This window comes from Henriciella marina (assembly GCF_027213945.1).
Classification (GTDB): Bacteria; Pseudomonadota; Alphaproteobacteria; order Caulobacterales; family Hyphomonadaceae; genus Henriciella; species Henriciella marina_A.
Window position 1 is genome coordinate 219,948 of sequence record NZ_JAPWGW010000005.1, and the last position, 15,893, is coordinate 235,840.

Consider the following 15,893-nt stretch of genomic DNA (forward strand, 5'->3'; position numbering starts at 1 on the left):
AATATTGCCTTTGTGGCATGTTTCAAATTTCAACTAAACTGGTCAGGCGTGCGCAGCCCGGTGCTGGATCTGGCCGTGCTCAGATCTTGTCCTTGTACCAGTCGCGCGTCAGGAAGCCGTCGATCAGGTCGCAGATCAGGCCGATTTCGGTCAGCGTTTCGACATAGCGCGCCGGGTCGATGAGCGGTTTGAAGATAGAGCCAGCCTCGAACTGGTTGTCCGCCTCCAGCGCAATCGTCAGATGGCCTTCCTCGAACACGCCGCGGAGTTTTGAGCCCTTGAAATGGCGCTCCAGCGCGATGAGGCGCTCCATCCGGTCAGGCGTCAGCAGGGTGCGCGCCTCCACCTGGTCTGTTGAGTAGACCGTAAAGGCGTCTTCAAGCTCTTTCGATACAAGCTGGACCTGTTGCATGCCGTTCTTGCGGCCCCAGCTCCACCAGCCATCCCGCGCAAGCAGCGTTCGTCCAAGGAAGCGGTCTGGATATTCAATGTTGAGCAGCAGGCCCTGGAATTTGGTCACCGTGCGCCGGTTCTTGCCCGATCCCTGTTGCTCGGTAAGCTTGCACTCAACCATCGTGAAGGCTGCATTTGCGCGCACGCCTTCGATCAGGTCCTCGAATTTGCGCGTATCATAGCTCGGCATCAGGCCGACAGCCTTAAGCCGCTCGAAAGCCGGTGTCGGGGGCTCATCACCCTTCGAGAAAACGGTCGACCGGTTGGCGCTGACCCATGTGCCAAGGCTGCGCAGGCTGCTCACGCCCGAAAAGTCCTGATGCAGCGTCTGATAGGTAAAGCCGAATGGCTCGCACGCCGCGCCCACGACCAGCTGCTTGGTCTGCGACTTCATGCTGAAGACGGGCATCCAGACGGCCGCGCAGGCGATGAAAGTGGCGACGATGCCTGCGAAAATGCCGAATGGAAAGATCGCCTCGAACCCGAAGGCGATAATGGCCGCAAAGACCAGCGCCACAATGAAGGCCGCTGTCGCAACCGTGTGCATGGTCGCCCGCTTGATGACGGCCTTGCGCTCTTCTTCCATTTCGGACAACCGGGGCGCGAGACGATCCTGCCAGAGTAAGCGGGCGGCATCATGCTCCGGGCGGACAGGATGAAGCCGCGCGAAGTGATCCTCCAGCGTCATCGATTTCGACATCTATTCCCCCATTGCCCTCACTGGACGAGGCGCGCCGAAGCACCTTCAGTCCTCACGCCTGTCCCATAGGTCGCGCTCTGGTGACGCTATTTGCGCCAGACGGGTTAGCAAGCCGTGAAGCGCCTCTGCATCTTCCGGGCTGAGCGCCGCCAGCAATTCCTGCTCATAGGCAAGCGCGCGCGGAATGACGGCGTTATAGACCTCGCGGCCGGCGGTGGAGAGGCCGAGCGCCGACTTGCGCCGGTCTGCCGTATCAGAGGTTCGCGTGACCAGGCCGCGCTCGATCAAGCTCGACGTTGCCCGGCTGACCGCAGGCTTGTCCATCAGTGTGCGCGCGGCAACCTCAGTAGAGGTAATCCCGTCACTCTCGCCGAGGACTGCCAGGATGCGCCATTGCCAGATCGAGATATCGAATTCGCGCTCATACATGTCAGCGATCTTCCGTGAGACCGCATTGGAAAGCACTGAGAGCCTGTAGGGCAGGAAGTTGTCGAGGCGAAGCTTGTCACCGGCAGCATCATTCATGATCGGGCGAGGTCCTACCTTTGCGCGAGTTAACTTGATTTAGTTGCAAATGAAACTATTATCGATTCAGACGCAACTTTTGGAGGTTAAGCACATGGCAGACCTGTTTGAAAATCCAGCTGGCCTCGACGGCTTTGAATTCATCGAATTTTCTGCGCCTGAGAAAGGCCAGCTCGAACCCGTTTTCGAAGTCATGGGCTTCACCAAAGTCGCCAGACACCGCTCCAAGGATGTTGAGCTTTGGCGCCAGGGCGGCATCAACCTCATCACCAATTACGAAAAAGGCTCCCCGGCCTATTATTTCGCCAAGGAACATGGGCCGAGCGCCTGCGGCATGGGCTTCCGCGTCCGCGACGCCAAGGCGGCCTATGACCACCTCATCGCGAATGATGCAGAGCCATGCGATGTCCCCGCCGGGCCTATGGAGCTGAAGCTGCCGGCCATTCGCGGTATCGGCCACTCGCTCATTTATCTCATCGACCGCTACGCCGATGAGGGCGACGACGGCCTCTCGATCTATGACATCGATTTCGAATACCTGCCGGGCGTCGAGAAGTATCCCGAAGGCTGTGGCTTCAAGCTCGTCGATCACCTGACCCACAATGTCTATAAAGGCCGGATGAAGTACTGGGCTGACTTCTATGAGAAGCTCTTCAACTTCCAGGAAATCCGCTATTTCGACATCAAGGGCGAATATACCGGTCTCACCTCGCAGGCGCTGACCGCGCCGGATGGCAAGATCCGTATTCCGCTGAATGAGGAAGCTGAAGGCGGCAAGGGCCAGATCGAGGAATTCCTCCGCGAATACAATGGCGAGGGCATCCAGCACATCGCGCTCATCTGCGACGATCTGGTGGCCGCCTATGACAAGCTGAAAGCGCGCGGCGTGCCGATGATGACGCCTCCGCCGGACACCTATTACGAAATGCTGAGCGAGCGTCTGCCGGGCCACGGCGAAGACGAGAACGCGCTGAAAACGCGCGGCCTCCTGCTCGACGGCACGACCGATGGCGGCGAACCACGCCTCCTCTTCCAGATCTTTGCAGAACCGCAGGTCGGCCCTGTCTTCTTCGAATTCATCCAGCGCAAGGGTGACTACAAGCAGGGTTTCGGCGAAGGTAACTTCAAGGCCCTGTTCGAAAGCATGGAACGAGACCAGATCAAGCGCGGCGCGTTGAAGGTCGATGAGAAAGAGGACGCATAATGGCCACCGCTGCTCCAAAACTGAACGGCGTCCATCACGTCGCCTATCGCTGCAAGGATGCCAAAGAGACGGTCGAGTTCTACAACAAGCTGCTCGGCATGGATTTCCAGCTCGCCATTGCAGAGGACAAGGTGCCCTCGACCGGCGCGCCAGACCCCTACATGCACGTCTTCCTTGATGCGGGGAATGGCAACGTCCTCGCCTTCTTCGAGCTTCCGACCAAGCCGGACATGGACCGTGACCGCAATACGCCGGAATGGGTCCAGCACATCGCCTTCAAGGTGGAGACGATGGATGACCTGATGAACGCCAAGGCGCGGGCAGAAGAAATGGGCCTCGACGTTGTCGGCCCCACCCATCACGGCATCTTCAAGTCGATCTATTTCTTCGACCCTAATGGTCACCGGCTCGAGCTGGCCTGTGATATCGGCACGCCTGATCAGATGGCACAGCTAAAATCGGTCGCGCACGACATGCTCGACGAATGGTCGAAGACCAAGAAGGCGCCCCGTCATGCCGCCTGGCTCCACGAAAAGATCGCCAACGAAACGGCCTGACAAATCTTTCAAATGAAATTGTGAGAACGCCGCCTGCATGGGCGGCGTTTTTCGGTTTTTACGATGCTGATGAGCAACTGAACGGGTTGTCCGGCGTTCACGATGAACGCACGCAAGGACCTGCCCCATGAAAGACACGACGCTGCGCATCAACGGCGAAGAGCGCAAGCTCTCTGCTGATACGCGCACAACGCTTCTCGACGCCCTCCGCAATCACCTCGGTCTGACCGGCTCGAAGAAAGGGTGTGATCACGGCCAGTGCGGCGCCTGTACGGTCATGGTAAACGGGCGGCGCATCAATAGTTGCCTAACGCTCGCCTGCATGCACGACGGCGATGAGATTACGACCGTTGAGGGCCTCGGTGAGCCGGGCAATCTCTCCCCGCTTCAGGCCGCGTTTGTCAAGCATGACGGTTTCCAGTGTGGCTATTGCACGCCCGGACAGATCTGCTCGGCAACTGCGATGCTCGAAGAGATCAAGGATAACTGGCCAAGCAACGTGTCCGGCAGCTTGACCGGCGAAGCGAAACTCACGCCTGAAGAAATCTCGGAGCGGATGAGCGGCAATCTCTGCCGTTGCGCGGCCTATCCGAACATTGTCGATGCGATCCGCGAAGCCGCGGAGGCAAGCTCATGAGGCCCTTCGACTATTACCGCTCGGACGACCCGGCAGATGCCGTGAAAGCTGCCAGCGAAAAGGGGACGCTCTTCATTGCGGGTGGGACAAACCTGCTTGATCTCATGAAGCTTGACCTGATGACGCCAAATCGGCTCATCGATATTAATCGTATCGGCCTTGATGAAATCACGCCTTCCGATGATGGCGGTCTTTCCATCGGTACGCTGGTGACCAACAGCGATTGCGCCGCCGACATGCGGATTCGTCAGGACTACGCTGTGCTCTCCCGCGCCATCCTTGCTGGCGCGAGTGGCCAGCTCCGCAACAAGGCAACCACGGGCGGCAATCTCTGCCAGCGCACGCGGTGCTATTATTTCTATGACCCGGACATGGCCTGCAACAAACGCAAGCCCGGCTCTGGCTGCTCCGCAATCGGAGGGGCGAACCGCATTCACGCCATCCTCGGCGCGAGCGATGAATGCATCGCGACCTATCCGGGCGATATGGCGGTTGCCATGGCCGCGCTAGACGCTGAAGTCGTGATCGAAGGGCAGGGCGGCGACACGCGCACCGTGCCCGTTCGTGACTTCCATCGCCTGCCGGGCGACCAGCCGGATCGCGACAACATCCTCGAGTCCGGCGACCTCATCACCCATGTGACCCTTCCTGCGCCTGCAAAAGGCCGCCACATCTACCGCAAGGTCCGCGACCGGGCTTCTTACGCATTCGCGCTTGTCTCGATCGCCGCCGTGGTCGAGATGGACGCAGGCAAGATTGCGTCCGCCTCGCTCGCCTTCGGCGGCCTCGCGCATAAGCCTTGGCACGACCCGGCCATCGACGATTTGCTCACAGGCGAGGCGCCTTCTGAGGCGCTGTTCGACAAGGCCGCCGACATCCTGCTCGCCGACGCAAAAGGCCAGGGCCAGAATGATTTCAAGATACCGCTCACCCGGCGCACGCTGAAAGCCGTGCTGCGTGAAGCAACAGGAGAGCGCTCATGACACGCCACCTCAAAATGGACACACCGGCAACCGCGCGGCTTCTCGATGAGCTGCCGAGCCGATTGACCGGCAAGCCGATGGACCGACCCGATGGGCCAAAGAAAGTCGCAGGCAAAGCCACTTACGCCCATGAGTGGGAGATCGAAGGAAAAACCTTCGGTGTCCTCGCCCGCGCACCCATATCGAAAGGCAAGTTGGTGCGCATCGATAAATCTTCCGTCGAGAGCCTGCCCGGCATCCTCGGCGTCTTCAGTGAAGACCGCTTCCTGCGTAACCCAGCCCAAGGCACCGCGAACGAAGCCCCGATCCAGGGCGTGTCCGAAATCTCTTACTTTGGCCAGCCAATCGCGCTCGTTGTCGCTGAAACCTTTGAGCAGGCACGCCACGGTGCCCATATGCTTGAACTGGTGTGCGAGGCAGATAGCCACGGCGTATTCGACCCCGAAGCCAACAACATTTCACCGGAGAAACCCGAAGACGACCAGCTCGATCAGGGCGATCTCGACAAGGCGATGGCAGAAGCGGCCTTTACGGTGGACTCCACCTATCGCACGCCAAATCACAACAGCGCTGCCATGGAGCCGCACTGCTCCATCGCCAGCTGGGAGGGTGATCAGCTCACCCTTCACGGCAGCTATCAGATGGTGAAGTACAATGTGAATGAACTCGCCGACTCCCTTGGTATTGAACCAGAAAAAGTCCGTATACTGTCGCCTTTCGTCGGCGGCGGGTTTGGCTCAAAACTCGGCATCGCGCCCGAGGCCGTCGCTGCGGCGATCGCGGCAAAGGAAATCGGCCGCCCCGTCTGTGTGACGCTCACTCGTCAGCAGGTCTTCGAGAATGTCATGCGCCGGTCGGAGTCGCGACAGCGCCTGCGCCTCGCCGCAGATGAGACAGGCAAGCTGACGGGCCTTGGTCATGAATGCCTTGTCTCAAACCTGCCCGGCGAGACCTTTCATGAGCCGGTCATTCAGGCGACGCATTTTATCTATGGCGGCGAAAACCGACGTCTCAGCATCGAGGTTGCCCGCCTCAACCGTATGTGCGCGGGCTCCGTTCGCGCCCCCGGCGAGGCGATCGGGATGCAGGTGCTCGAGAATGCGATGGACGAGCTCGCCCACACATCCGGCATCGACCCAGTTGAGCTTCGTAAGCGCAATATTCCCGACACCCATCCAGAAGAAGGCATGCCTTATAGTTCACGCCCCTTTGCCGAAGCCCTTGACGAAGGCGCAAAACGCTTCGGCTGGGACAAGCGCAATCCAGAGCCTGGCAAACAGCGCGAAGGCGAATGGTTGATCGGCATGGGCATGGCCGCAGCCGCCCGCGTCAACATGCTGATGGAATCGAAAGCCCGCGTGAAGCTGAAGGATGACGGGACTGCCATTGTCGAAACCGACATGACCGATATCGGCACCGGCACCTATGCAATTCTCACCCAGCTCTGCTGCGACATGCTGGGCCTTGCGCCAGAGCAGGTTGATACACGCCTCGGCGACAGCAACTTCCCCAAGGCGTCCGGTTCCGGTGGCTCTTTCGGTGCGTCCTCCTCCGGGTCGTCTGTCTACCTCGCCTGTCAGGACATTCGCGGCGAGCTTGCCCGCAGGCTGGGTTGCGATGAAGACGCGCTTCACCTGAACGGTGGCAAAGCCTCCGGCAGCGGCCAGGAAGTCAGCCTGACAGACCTGCTCGCTGGCGAAACCATTGAAGGCGAAGGCCATATCGAGCCTGGTAAAACGATGGAAAAGGTGCAGCAAGCGACCTATGGCTCATACTTCGCCGAGGTCGCCGTCAACGCCGTGACAGGTGAAACCCGCGTACGCCGTATGCTTGGCGTGTTCGGGGCAGGCCGTATCCTCAACCACAAGACAGCGACGTCGCAATGCTATGGCGGCATGACCTGGGGCATCGGCATGGCGCTTCACGAGGCGATGGAATTCGACCCGCGCGACGGCCACGTCGTCAACAACGACTTTGCCGAGTACCACGTGCCGGTCAATCTCGATGTGCCGCAGCTCGACGTTGTCTTGCTCGAGGAGCGCGATGACTGGGCAAGCCCCATACAGGCCAAGGGCCTGGGTGAGCTTGGTCTTTGCGGCGCGGGCGCGGCAGTTACCAACGCCATCTTCAATGCAACCGGCGTCCGGGTTCGCGAGTATCCAGCAACCCTGGACAAGATCCTGGACGGCCTGCCGGAACTGCAGCCAGCCTGAGCTCCGCGCCGATCCTTTTGACCAGCGCTCAAGCTGTGGCGAGAACGTGCTCCTCGCCCCAGTCCTTCAGCGCCATCAGGATCGGCCGCAGGCTCTCACCTTTTTCGGTGAGGCTGTATTCAACCTTGGGCGGCACCACCGGATAGACTTCCCGGTGGATGAGACCGGCAGCCTCAAGCTCCCTAAGCTGCTTGGTCAGCATGCGTTGGGTTACGCCGCCGACATCGCGTTGCAGCTCATTGAAGCGCTTCACGCCATCGAGCAGGTGGAACAGGGTCACACCTTTCCACTTGCCCCCAATCTGCTCGAGCGCGGCTTCCACCGGGCAGCCGCCAGAGCAATCATATTCCGTAAATCGTGTCATGAGGGCAAATGGTCCACAGTATACTTTTTGTGCGTATAGGCCAAAAAAGTGCGTTCTTGTTAAGTTCGAGGGTATCGCTAAATCGGACGGCGTCAACCAGACGAAGCCACACGGACGATACCAATGGCTGGAAAACGGGACATCTCCTTCATCCGCGCAATTCGCTCAGGAATAGGCGCTGCGGTCCTTGCCACTGCGGCCGCGCCAATGGCTCTTGCGGACCCCGACAGCGATGCGACAGAGATCGTATATTCAGACGAAATTGAATGGGGCGCGCTAAACCCCGCTCGCGGCGATAACAGCCCACGCGCTGGCAACCTATGGGGAGACCGGGCCGCGGACGGCGCTTCAGGCTTTCTGGCTCGCTTCAATGAAGGTTTCGCATCCCCGCCGCACATACATAATGTCACCTATCGCGGTGTCGTGATCAGCGGCGAAATCCACAATGACGACCCCGGCGCCGCTGATATGTGGCTGCCGAAGGGCTCATTCTGGACGCAGCCTGCGGGCGAGGCTCACATCACCGCAGCCTCCGGCGCGACCAACATCGCTTATGTCGAAATCGATGAGGGGCCATACCTCGTCCAGCCTGAAGAAGAAGCGTTCGACAATGGCGAGCGGCCTGTCAATATCGAAACCGGCAACCTCGTCTGGCTCGGCGCTGACAGCCTCAACTGGACACCGGCCCGCGACGGCGCGGCGAACGGTGCTGAAGTCGCGTTCCTCTGGGGGCAGCCGGGCGCGGCTGAAGACAGCGGCTATATGCTCCGGCTCCAGGACGGATTTAGCGGCACGCTCACCCATGAAGGGGGCCAGCTTCGTGCGGTCCTGATCGACGGCGAACTTGATTTCGCCAGTGCTGACCGGACGCTCCAGACCGGCGGCTATTTCGGCACCACCGGGCAGGCAAGCCAGTCGCTGACCTGCGCAGCCGAAGACACCTGTCTCATCTATGTTCGCGCCAGTGACCGCTTCACTCTCTCTGCTGATGTTGCCCAGCAGTAGCTCTCCGAACTCACCACCAATAACTTAAGTAACAGGATCCTCCCATGACCCAACTTGCAACTGACATCCGCCCGGACATCATTGATGTCGCCAAGACCCGCTATACGGCCAAGGCCTTCGACGCGTCGAAGACCATTCCCGCCGATATCGTTGAGAAACTGAAAGCGCTGCTGCAATACAGCCCGTCGAGCACCAATGTTCAGCCCTGGCACTTCATTCTCGCCGCGACGCCAGAAGGCAAAGTACGCGTCGCGAAATCGACAGAGGAGAAGTTTCCCTTCAATACCCAGTCACTTCTCGATGCCTCGCACACCGTCGTTTTCGCCAGCCGCATCGCGGCCGATGAGGCCTACATGCTCGACGTGCTCGAGCAGGAAGACAGGGACGGCCGGTTTGATTTCGACAAGGATACGCTGAAGCCGCAAATGCACGGTGCCCGCAATCTGTTCGCGAACATTCACAAGCATGACCTGAAGGACTTCCAGCACTGGATGGACAAGCAGGTCTACCTGAACATTGGCCAGTTCATGCTCGGCGCGGCCGCGCTTGGCGTAGATGCCCGCCCGATGGAAGGTATCGACACGAAAGTGCTCGATGAAGAATTCGGTCTCCGGGAAAAGGGCTATACCAGCCTTGTGGTCATCGCGCTCGGCTACCGCGATGAAGCAAATGACTTCAACGCAAAGACGCCGAAATCGAGACTTCCTCTGTCTGTTACGCTGACCGAGGTCTGATCCAGACAGGCAGCAGCCGGGGACGGGGCACTTCGAACGCCCGGTTCCCGGCGGTTACTAGAACTATTGCAGCAGGTCCGTCTGTTTCATTCTGAACTCCTTTCACCAATAGCTACGGGCCTGCGGCCACCCTGCTGAAAACAAGGGCTTTCAACCTGAAACGCAGATCAGCTGGACCCGGCGGCTGCCAGACAAAAGGCATTTTCCATGAAAACCATTCTTCTCACCGGCGCCACGGACGGTATCGGCCTCGAAACAGCGAAGCGGCTGCTGGAACAGGGACACAAACTGCTTCTGCATGGCCGCAATCCTCAGAAGCTTGCCGCCCTTCGCGCCGAATTCACAAACGCCCATGGCGAGGACAGGGTCGAGACCTGTGTCGCTGATTTGAGCGATCTCAAGGCCGTGGCTGCCATGGCCGACACCATCCTCGCCGCGCATGATCGTGTCGATGTCCTCGTCAACAATGCCGGTGTCTTCAAGACGCCTGACCCTGTCACGCCCGGCGGTCTCGATGTGCGCTTCGTCGTCAACACGCTCGCCCCGATGCTGCTGTCGCGGCGTCTGGCACCGATCATTGCGCCGGGCGGGCGGATCGTGAACCTGTCCTCGGCGGCGCAGGCATCTGTCGACTTCGACGCCCTGCAGGGGCACAAAAAGCTGGCAGACAATGCCGCCTACGCACAGAGCAAGCTCGCCCTCACCATGTGGTCAAACCAGTATGCGGATGAAGTCAGCGTCGAGGGTATCATGGTCGTCGCGGTCAATCCCGGGTCATTGCTCGCGACCAAAATGGTCAAGGAAGGATATGGCATCCCGGGCAGCGATATCGGCATTGGCGCCGGAATACTGGTGCGGGCCGCCCTGTCTGATGAGTTCGCTGACGCGTCGGGCAAATATTTCGACAATGACAGCGGCCGCTTTGCCGATCCTCACCCTGACGCCATGGATGCAGACCAGCGTCGGCAACTGGTCGACGTGCTCGACACCTTGCTGGCGCGAGAGGGCTAAAAAGCAGCGGTCGACCATTTAAGCTGCAAGCTGGCGCGCCTGACAGGTCGCTTGCGCGCGCTCGCGAATTCCCCCGCGCTCCATGGACTTGAAGTCAGGTCTATCGCATTCTCCAGCAGCACGAGGGGGAAATGCGATGCGATCCAGACGCCATGCTATGCTGGGGGCCGCTCTCGGCACCTTGATGCTCTCCTCCTGTGTGTCCGGGGAAGGGGCGGACAGTGACGCGCCGACACCTGCCTTCATCGATCCGCTGATCCTGTCCCAGAATCGCTGCGGCGGGCAGGCCAAACCAATTGGCGCTGAAGATAAAACTACTGCCGCGCCGCTGAAGGCGAGCTTCGATTTCGAGGCGCCATTCGCCCTGCCGGATCAGGTCATCAACCATTTCCATTACCCGGTCACAACGAAGAGCGCACGCGCCCAGACATGGTTCGACACCGGTCTCTCGCACATGGCCAACTTCAACCATGATGAAGCCATTGCGGCTTTCCGGGAGGCTCAGCGGCTCGACCCGGACTGTGCCATGTGTTTCTGGGGAGAGGGGCTCGCCTTCGGCAGCAATATTAACGCGCCCTTCGTTCCGGCACGTGGCGCGGCCGGGCTGATCGCAGCGCGGGAAGCCGCGGCGAAGGCCTCTTCCATTTCTGAAAAGGAAGCAGCCCTCATCTCTGCGCTGGAGGCCCGCTACCGCCAGAATGAGACGGGGGAGGTCGATGAAGACGCCGAAACCTATGCCGACAGGATGGATATCGTTTCGCGCCGCTATGGCGATGACAAGCTGATCCTCGCACTGGCAGCCGAAGCGAATATGAACACCCAGCCCTGGGACTATTGGCAGGCCGGCGCGCGCATGCCGAAGGGGCGGACGGCTCGCACGCTTGAACTGCTCGATACGGCTCTCGCGATCGACTCGGACTATGCCCCGCCAATCCATCTCTACATCCACGCCACGGAAGCCTCAGTGGACCCGTTCCGGGCTGAAGCATATGCCGACAGGCTGCACGCACAGGATCTTGGCATCGGCCATATCGTCCATATGCCCTCCCATATCTATCTGCGGCTTGGGCGCTGGAAAAAGGCCATTCAGGCAAACATCGACGCCATCGCCGCCGATGAAGCCTATATCGCGGAAAGCGCAAATGGCGGTTTCTATGGCGCTGTCTACTATCCGCATAATGTGCACTTCGTGATCGCCAACGCCCAGCTTGGCGGAGATGCTGCGACGGCGCTTTCCATGGCGGACAAGCTATCAGGCATCGTGACGATAGACCCTGCGTCTTCATCCCCTTTCGGGGAGCGTGTCGCGGCGGCTGAGCTGTTCACGCTCGTCCAATTCGGGTCCGCTGCGGACGTGCTCCAATATGAAGCGCCGTCATCGGCCCATCTCTTTGCACAGATGGCCTGGCATCATGCCCGGGGCGTCGTTCATGCGAGACAGGGCGCGCTGGACGATGCGCGCGTTGACCTTGCGGCCCTGCGCGCACTGCCAGAGGTCGAGGGCTTCGATACCTACACGGTGCGCGGCGCACCTTTGCCGCGCCTCGTGGAAATTGCCACCCATGTTCTTGAGGGCCGCATCGCCGCAGCTGAAGGCGATTACGCGGCGGCCATCGACGCATTGGAGACTGCGGCCACCGCGCAGGAAAAACTCCCCTATTTCGAACCAGCCTGGTGGTATTTTCCTACCCGGCAATCACTCGGCGCCTACCTTCTCATGGACGGGCAGACTGACCGCGCCGAACGCGAATTCTTTAAGACCCTGATCGAGTCGCCAAACAACGCCTATGCGCTGTTTGGCCTCGCTGAAAGTTACGCAGCTAAGGGTAATGAGCGCTCTGAAGCCTATGCGAGACACCTGTTCAATGAGGCATGGCTAGGGGGTGAAGACGCACCCACACTGGAAGACCTGTAACTGGAAGTCATTCATCGCACCGCGCCGGTGCCTCCCGAAGCCCCTGCGTCCTTCGACAGGCTCAGGATGAGGGGCAGGGGTCCATGGTGCTCTGGTTCAACGTAAACGCTTTCCCCTCTCCCTTGGGAGAGGGGCTAGGGGTGAGGGGGCGCGACTTCTCAAAGTCATTATGCGTTGCAGCGATGTTCCCGCTCATCGCTGCAAGCCAATGCGCCCGATGAAAAGCAAGTCCCCCCTCATCCCCGGCCCTTCTCCCAGCGGGAGAAGGGAGAAGTAAAAATCCATCCCCACCCTCTAGAGCCCGGCCCATACTAAACGCCTCCCATTACCAGACAGGGCGGTCCGGACCGTCCGGGTGGAGATGGTTCTCGCGATGCTGAGGCCAGCCGGAAAGACCCCGGCAGGTCTTCAGCAAAACGGGAAGGCTCATGCGCGGCAATTGCCGCCCATGAGTGGAGTGCGAAGGAGACGAGTGCTGCCGGCATGGGACTAACGGCCCTGCCAATGGCGGTCCGCGCTATCCACTTGTCCAGTCAGGCGACGGCTCGCCTTTCTGAGTCCTCTGGGCGGCCCGCGTCAAACGAGCGGGCAATTCTTCGCAGGGCGCGTCCATGGCGCACGCTCTACAGCCACGCCGAAAGGCTGGCATTACCTATAGCGTCCTCCCTGGACGCGCCCGGCCCTGTCACCTCAGGGCGAGACTGCAAGCGCACCGCCAGCGGGAAAGCCCGCATGGCGATATAGGTGTTTGAGTTGAGATGGTCCGCTCACCCCGGCGCAGGCCGGGGTCTCGTGAAGCAGGCTCTGCGCTCGATTTGGCTGAGATCCCGGCCTGCGCCGGGATGAGCGGTTGTATGAGACGCTGCAGCCCTAAGCCCGCGCCATGTGCCGCGCCAACGCCGACCCGGGGCCAAACCTGAAAGAACGAATTACCCTTCCGCAACACGAGCAGCGCGAATAGGCTCGTTGCAAAATATGCCGGGAGGAAAAATCGCATGACTTACAGAATGGCCGCATCGGCCTTTGCCCTCGCATTCGTTTCAATGTCGTCATTTGCTCATACCGAAGGCAGCAATGTTGACGTTCCTGCGCCGCCGCCTGCAGGTGAGGCAAGTGAGGCGACCGCCGCTGCCAACCGCGCCATTGCCGAACGACTGCCGCTTGAGAATCAGGGCGACTTCGAAGACGCTTCGCGGGGTTTTCTGGCCGCGATAGACGCCGACGCGATCCTCGATGAAGATGGCAATACGGTCTGGTCCATCCCGCAATTCGACTTCCTGCAGGGCGACGCGCCCGCCACGGTGAACCCGTCGCTCTGGCGCCAGTCGGCGCTTGCGGCTCGGCATGGTCTATTCGAGGTGAAAGAGGGAATCTGGCAGGTACGGGGCTATGACCTTTCCGTCATGACCGTCATTCGCGGCGAGACAGGCTGGATCATCGTTGATCCTCTGACGGTGAGGGAGACGGCTGCAGCCGCGCTCAAGCTGGTCAACGATACACTGGGTGAGCGCCCTGTCACCGGCGTTCTCTACACGCACGCCCACGCTGACCATTTTGGCGGTGCCCGCGGCGTGATCAGCGAAGAAGAGATAGAGGCGCGCGGCGTGCCAGTGCTTGCGCCAATCGGCTTTACTGAAAGCGCCGTCGCCGAAAACCTCATCGCGGGCAATCTGATGCAGCGCCGCGCAGTTCTCATGTTCGGCAACACGATACCTCGCTCACCGCAGGCGGTCGTCGGCACGGGGCTTGGTCCGGGTCTTCCGCAGGGCAAAACGGGGCTTGTGCTGCCGACCGAAGAAATCGAAGGCTGGGGCACTGTCCGCGAGATTGATGGTGTGACATTTGAATTCATGGATGCAGGCGGCACCGAGGCGCCTGCCGAATTCATGTTCTACCTGCCGCAGTTCGACGCGCTCTGCACCGCCGAAGTGGCGACCGGCACGTTCCATAACGTCCTGACATCCCGCGGGGCAAAGGTGCGCGATGCGCTGAAATGGAGCCGCGTGATCGACCGGGCGCTCGCCGACTATGGCGACAGGTCAGACGTCGTTTTCGCGTCCCATCACTGGCCAAGCTGGGGGCAGGAGAATGTCGAGACCTTCCTGCGCAACCAGCGCGATACCTATCGCTATGTGCACGACCAGACGCTGCGCCGTGCCAATGCCGGCGCCACGATGACGGAGGCTGCGGAGACGATCCCCGAGCCGGTGTTCAGCCAGGAAGATTTTTCGACGCGCGGCTATTACGGCACGCTGAACCATAACTCCAAGGCGGTCTATCAATACTATTATGGCTGGTGGAGCGGCGTGCCCGCCAACTATCACGCCTTGCCGGATGCAGAGACCGCGCCCCGCTATGTCGAGGCGATGGGCGGGCTCGAGGCGGTTCTCGCGCGCGGGGCCGATGCCCATGAGAAAGGTGACTACCGGTGGGCTGCAGAACTGTTCAACAAGGCCGTCTTTGCGGACCCCGATAGCCAGCCGGCAAAGGACTGGCTGGCGGCCACCTATGAACAGATGGGTTTTCAGGCTGAGAGCGGCTCCTGGCGCAGCTACTTCCTGACCGCCGCATCCGAACTTAGAAATGGAGTCCCAGAGAGTGGGGCGCCCAATCTCGGCAATGCCGACTTCCTTGCCGCGGTTCCCACACTCGATCTGTTCGATGCGCTGGCCAGCCGCTACAACCCTGAAAAGCTCTCGCGAGAGCCGTTTGCCGTCGTCTTTGCGTTCAGCGATACCGGCGAAAACATCCGCGTCGAAGTCGGCCGTGATGTCATTGTACCGCGCAACGTTACTGAAACGGGTGACGCGGCCGCAACGCTGAACATGACGCGCGCGGACTTCAACAGGCTGATCCTGCGCGAGGCAAATGTGCTTCAACTTGCAGGTTCAGGCGCGCTTTCCATCGAAGGGGAAGGGGCCGCTGCCGCCGCATTTCTTGGCGCGCTAGACCAACCGGAATTCTGGTTCCCAGTGGTGACGCCATGATGTGATGTGCAGACGGCGCTGTTTGGCCTCTTGCCCGCATGGGGCCATCCGGTTAGTCAGGCAATCTGGCTTGGGAGAGGTGGCCGAGTGGCTGAAGGCGCGCCCCTGCTAAGGGCGTATACGTTTACGCGTATCGAGGGTTCGAATCCCTTCCTCTCCGCCAGCCAGTCTTCCGAAAATCCCGAGAATCGAGACGTCTGCGAATAGTCCCGACAATTCCGGGACTTATCGCCCGTATCAGCGACTAAAATCTGCAGTTTCCGTCTCCATTCTCGTGCAATCGTGCACTTTCAGCCAAAAGTCTCTGTCGGCCAATTTTTCAGTCAAGTTTAGCGGCATTTTCCCTGTTTTCGCCCGATTTACAGCGAAATCGCTTACTTTTGCAGGGAAACGTCGACTCCTAAGGCTGCTAAATCGCGTGTTTACAGTGCTCTAAAGCTAAATTCCCTGCGTGCAATAACAGGGAATATTTTGATCCATAACAGGGAAATTTATTTTCTTTAACAGGGAAAAATCGGCGAACGGACCGTAAGCGTCCAATAGTGACACGCTTGTGCGCGGTGTGGGGCGTTCGATCTCTTTCGGCTGGTGTTCAAAAGTCGAGA

General features: G+C 60.0%; 13 protein-coding genes and 1 tRNA gene. 11 read left to right on the plus strand and 3 right to left on the minus strand.

Going from position 1 to position 15,893, the window contains the following annotated elements:
• Nucleotides 1-79 precede the first annotated feature (79 nt).
• Together O4G74_RS15225 and O4G74_RS15230 are read right to left on the minus strand one after the other, a co-directional pair.
• Nucleotides 80-1,153 carry a DUF3137 domain-containing protein gene (locus O4G74_RS15225; protein WP_269403407.1) on the minus strand — a complete coding sequence of 358 codons (1,074 nt, stop codon included), beginning with the start codon at nt 1,151-1,153 and terminating at the stop codon, nt 80-82.
• Between the two features lie 45 nt (nt 1,154-1,198).
• Entirely contained in the window at nt 1,199-1,678 is a 480-nt protein-coding gene (locus O4G74_RS15230) for a MarR family winged helix-turn-helix transcriptional regulator (RefSeq protein WP_269403408.1), read from the minus strand.
• A 94-nt stretch (nt 1,679-1,772) separates the two neighbouring features.
• Here O4G74_RS15230 and hppD point away from each other — a divergent pair, with 94 nt between their 5' ends.
• From hppD to O4G74_RS15255, 5 genes are all read left to right on the plus strand, one after another.
• Entirely contained in the window at nt 1,773-2,882 is a 1,110-nt protein-coding gene (gene hppD / locus O4G74_RS15235; protein ID WP_269403409.1) for a 4-hydroxyphenylpyruvate dioxygenase, read from the plus strand.
• Complete coding sequence (locus O4G74_RS15240) at nt 2,882-3,439, plus strand: VOC family protein (protein ID WP_269403410.1); 558 nt, start codon at nt 2,882-2,884, stop codon at nt 3,437-3,439. The genes hppD and O4G74_RS15240 overlap by 1 nt, the downstream gene beginning before the upstream one ends.
• 127 nt (nt 3,440-3,566) lie before the next feature.
• Complete coding sequence (locus tag O4G74_RS15245; RefSeq protein WP_269403411.1) at nt 3,567-4,076, plus strand: 2Fe-2S iron-sulfur cluster-binding protein; 510 nt, start codon at nt 3,567-3,569, stop codon at nt 4,074-4,076.
• The gene (locus tag O4G74_RS15250) at nt 4,073-5,059 is read left to right on the plus strand and encodes an FAD binding domain-containing protein (RefSeq protein WP_269403412.1); all 987 of its coding nucleotides are present in this window, start codon (nt 4,073-4,075) and stop codon (nt 5,057-5,059) included. Before O4G74_RS15245 ends, O4G74_RS15250 begins: the two co-directional genes overlap by 4 nt.
• A complete protein-coding gene (locus tag O4G74_RS15255) occupies nt 5,056-7,272 on the plus strand; it encodes a xanthine dehydrogenase family protein molybdopterin-binding subunit (protein WP_269403413.1) in 2,217 nt (738 codons plus the stop codon). The genes O4G74_RS15250 and O4G74_RS15255 overlap by 4 nt, the downstream gene beginning before the upstream one ends.
• A gap of 28 nt (nt 7,273-7,300) precedes the next feature.
• Here the strand turns inward: O4G74_RS15255 and O4G74_RS15260 are convergent, their stop codons facing one another.
• Nucleotides 7,301-7,636: a winged helix-turn-helix transcriptional regulator gene (locus O4G74_RS15260; RefSeq protein ID WP_018147869.1), complete on the minus strand. Its 336-nt coding sequence runs from the start codon at nt 7,634-7,636 to the stop codon at nt 7,301-7,303.
• Nucleotides 7,637-7,759: 123 nt separating this feature from the next.
• Here O4G74_RS15260 and O4G74_RS15265 point away from each other — a divergent pair, with 123 nt between their 5' ends.
• The 6 genes from O4G74_RS15265 to O4G74_RS15290 all read left to right on the plus strand — a co-directional run bounded on the left by O4G74_RS15265 (nt 7,760) and on the right by O4G74_RS15290 (nt 15,451).
• Complete coding sequence (locus tag O4G74_RS15265; protein ID WP_269403414.1) at nt 7,760-8,641, plus strand: DUF4437 domain-containing protein; 882 nt, start codon at nt 7,760-7,762, stop codon at nt 8,639-8,641.
• Between the two features lie 44 nt (nt 8,642-8,685).
• Nucleotides 8,686-9,375, plus strand: coding sequence for an oxygen-insensitive NAD(P)H nitroreductase (nfsB, locus tag O4G74_RS15270; RefSeq protein ID WP_269403415.1), 690 nt, complete (start codon nt 8,686-8,688; stop codon nt 9,373-9,375).
• A 207-nt stretch (nt 9,376-9,582) separates the two neighbouring features.
• The gene (locus O4G74_RS15275) at nt 9,583-10,386 is read left to right on the plus strand and encodes an SDR family NAD(P)-dependent oxidoreductase (protein WP_269403416.1); all 804 of its coding nucleotides are present in this window, start codon (nt 9,583-9,585) and stop codon (nt 10,384-10,386) included.
• A 136-nt stretch (nt 10,387-10,522) separates the two neighbouring features.
• Nucleotides 10,523-12,301: a tetratricopeptide repeat protein gene (locus O4G74_RS15280; protein ID WP_269403417.1), complete on the plus strand. Its 1,779-nt coding sequence runs from the start codon at nt 10,523-10,525 to the stop codon at nt 12,299-12,301.
• 995 nt (nt 12,302-13,296) lie between these two features.
• Complete coding sequence (locus tag O4G74_RS15285; RefSeq protein WP_269403418.1) at nt 13,297-15,288, plus strand: alkyl/aryl-sulfatase; 1,992 nt, start codon at nt 13,297-13,299, stop codon at nt 15,286-15,288.
• Between the two features lie 73 nt (nt 15,289-15,361).
• Nucleotides 15,362-15,451: transfer RNA gene (locus tag O4G74_RS15290), tRNA-Ser, on the plus strand.
• Nucleotides 15,452-15,893: the final 442 nt, after the last annotated feature.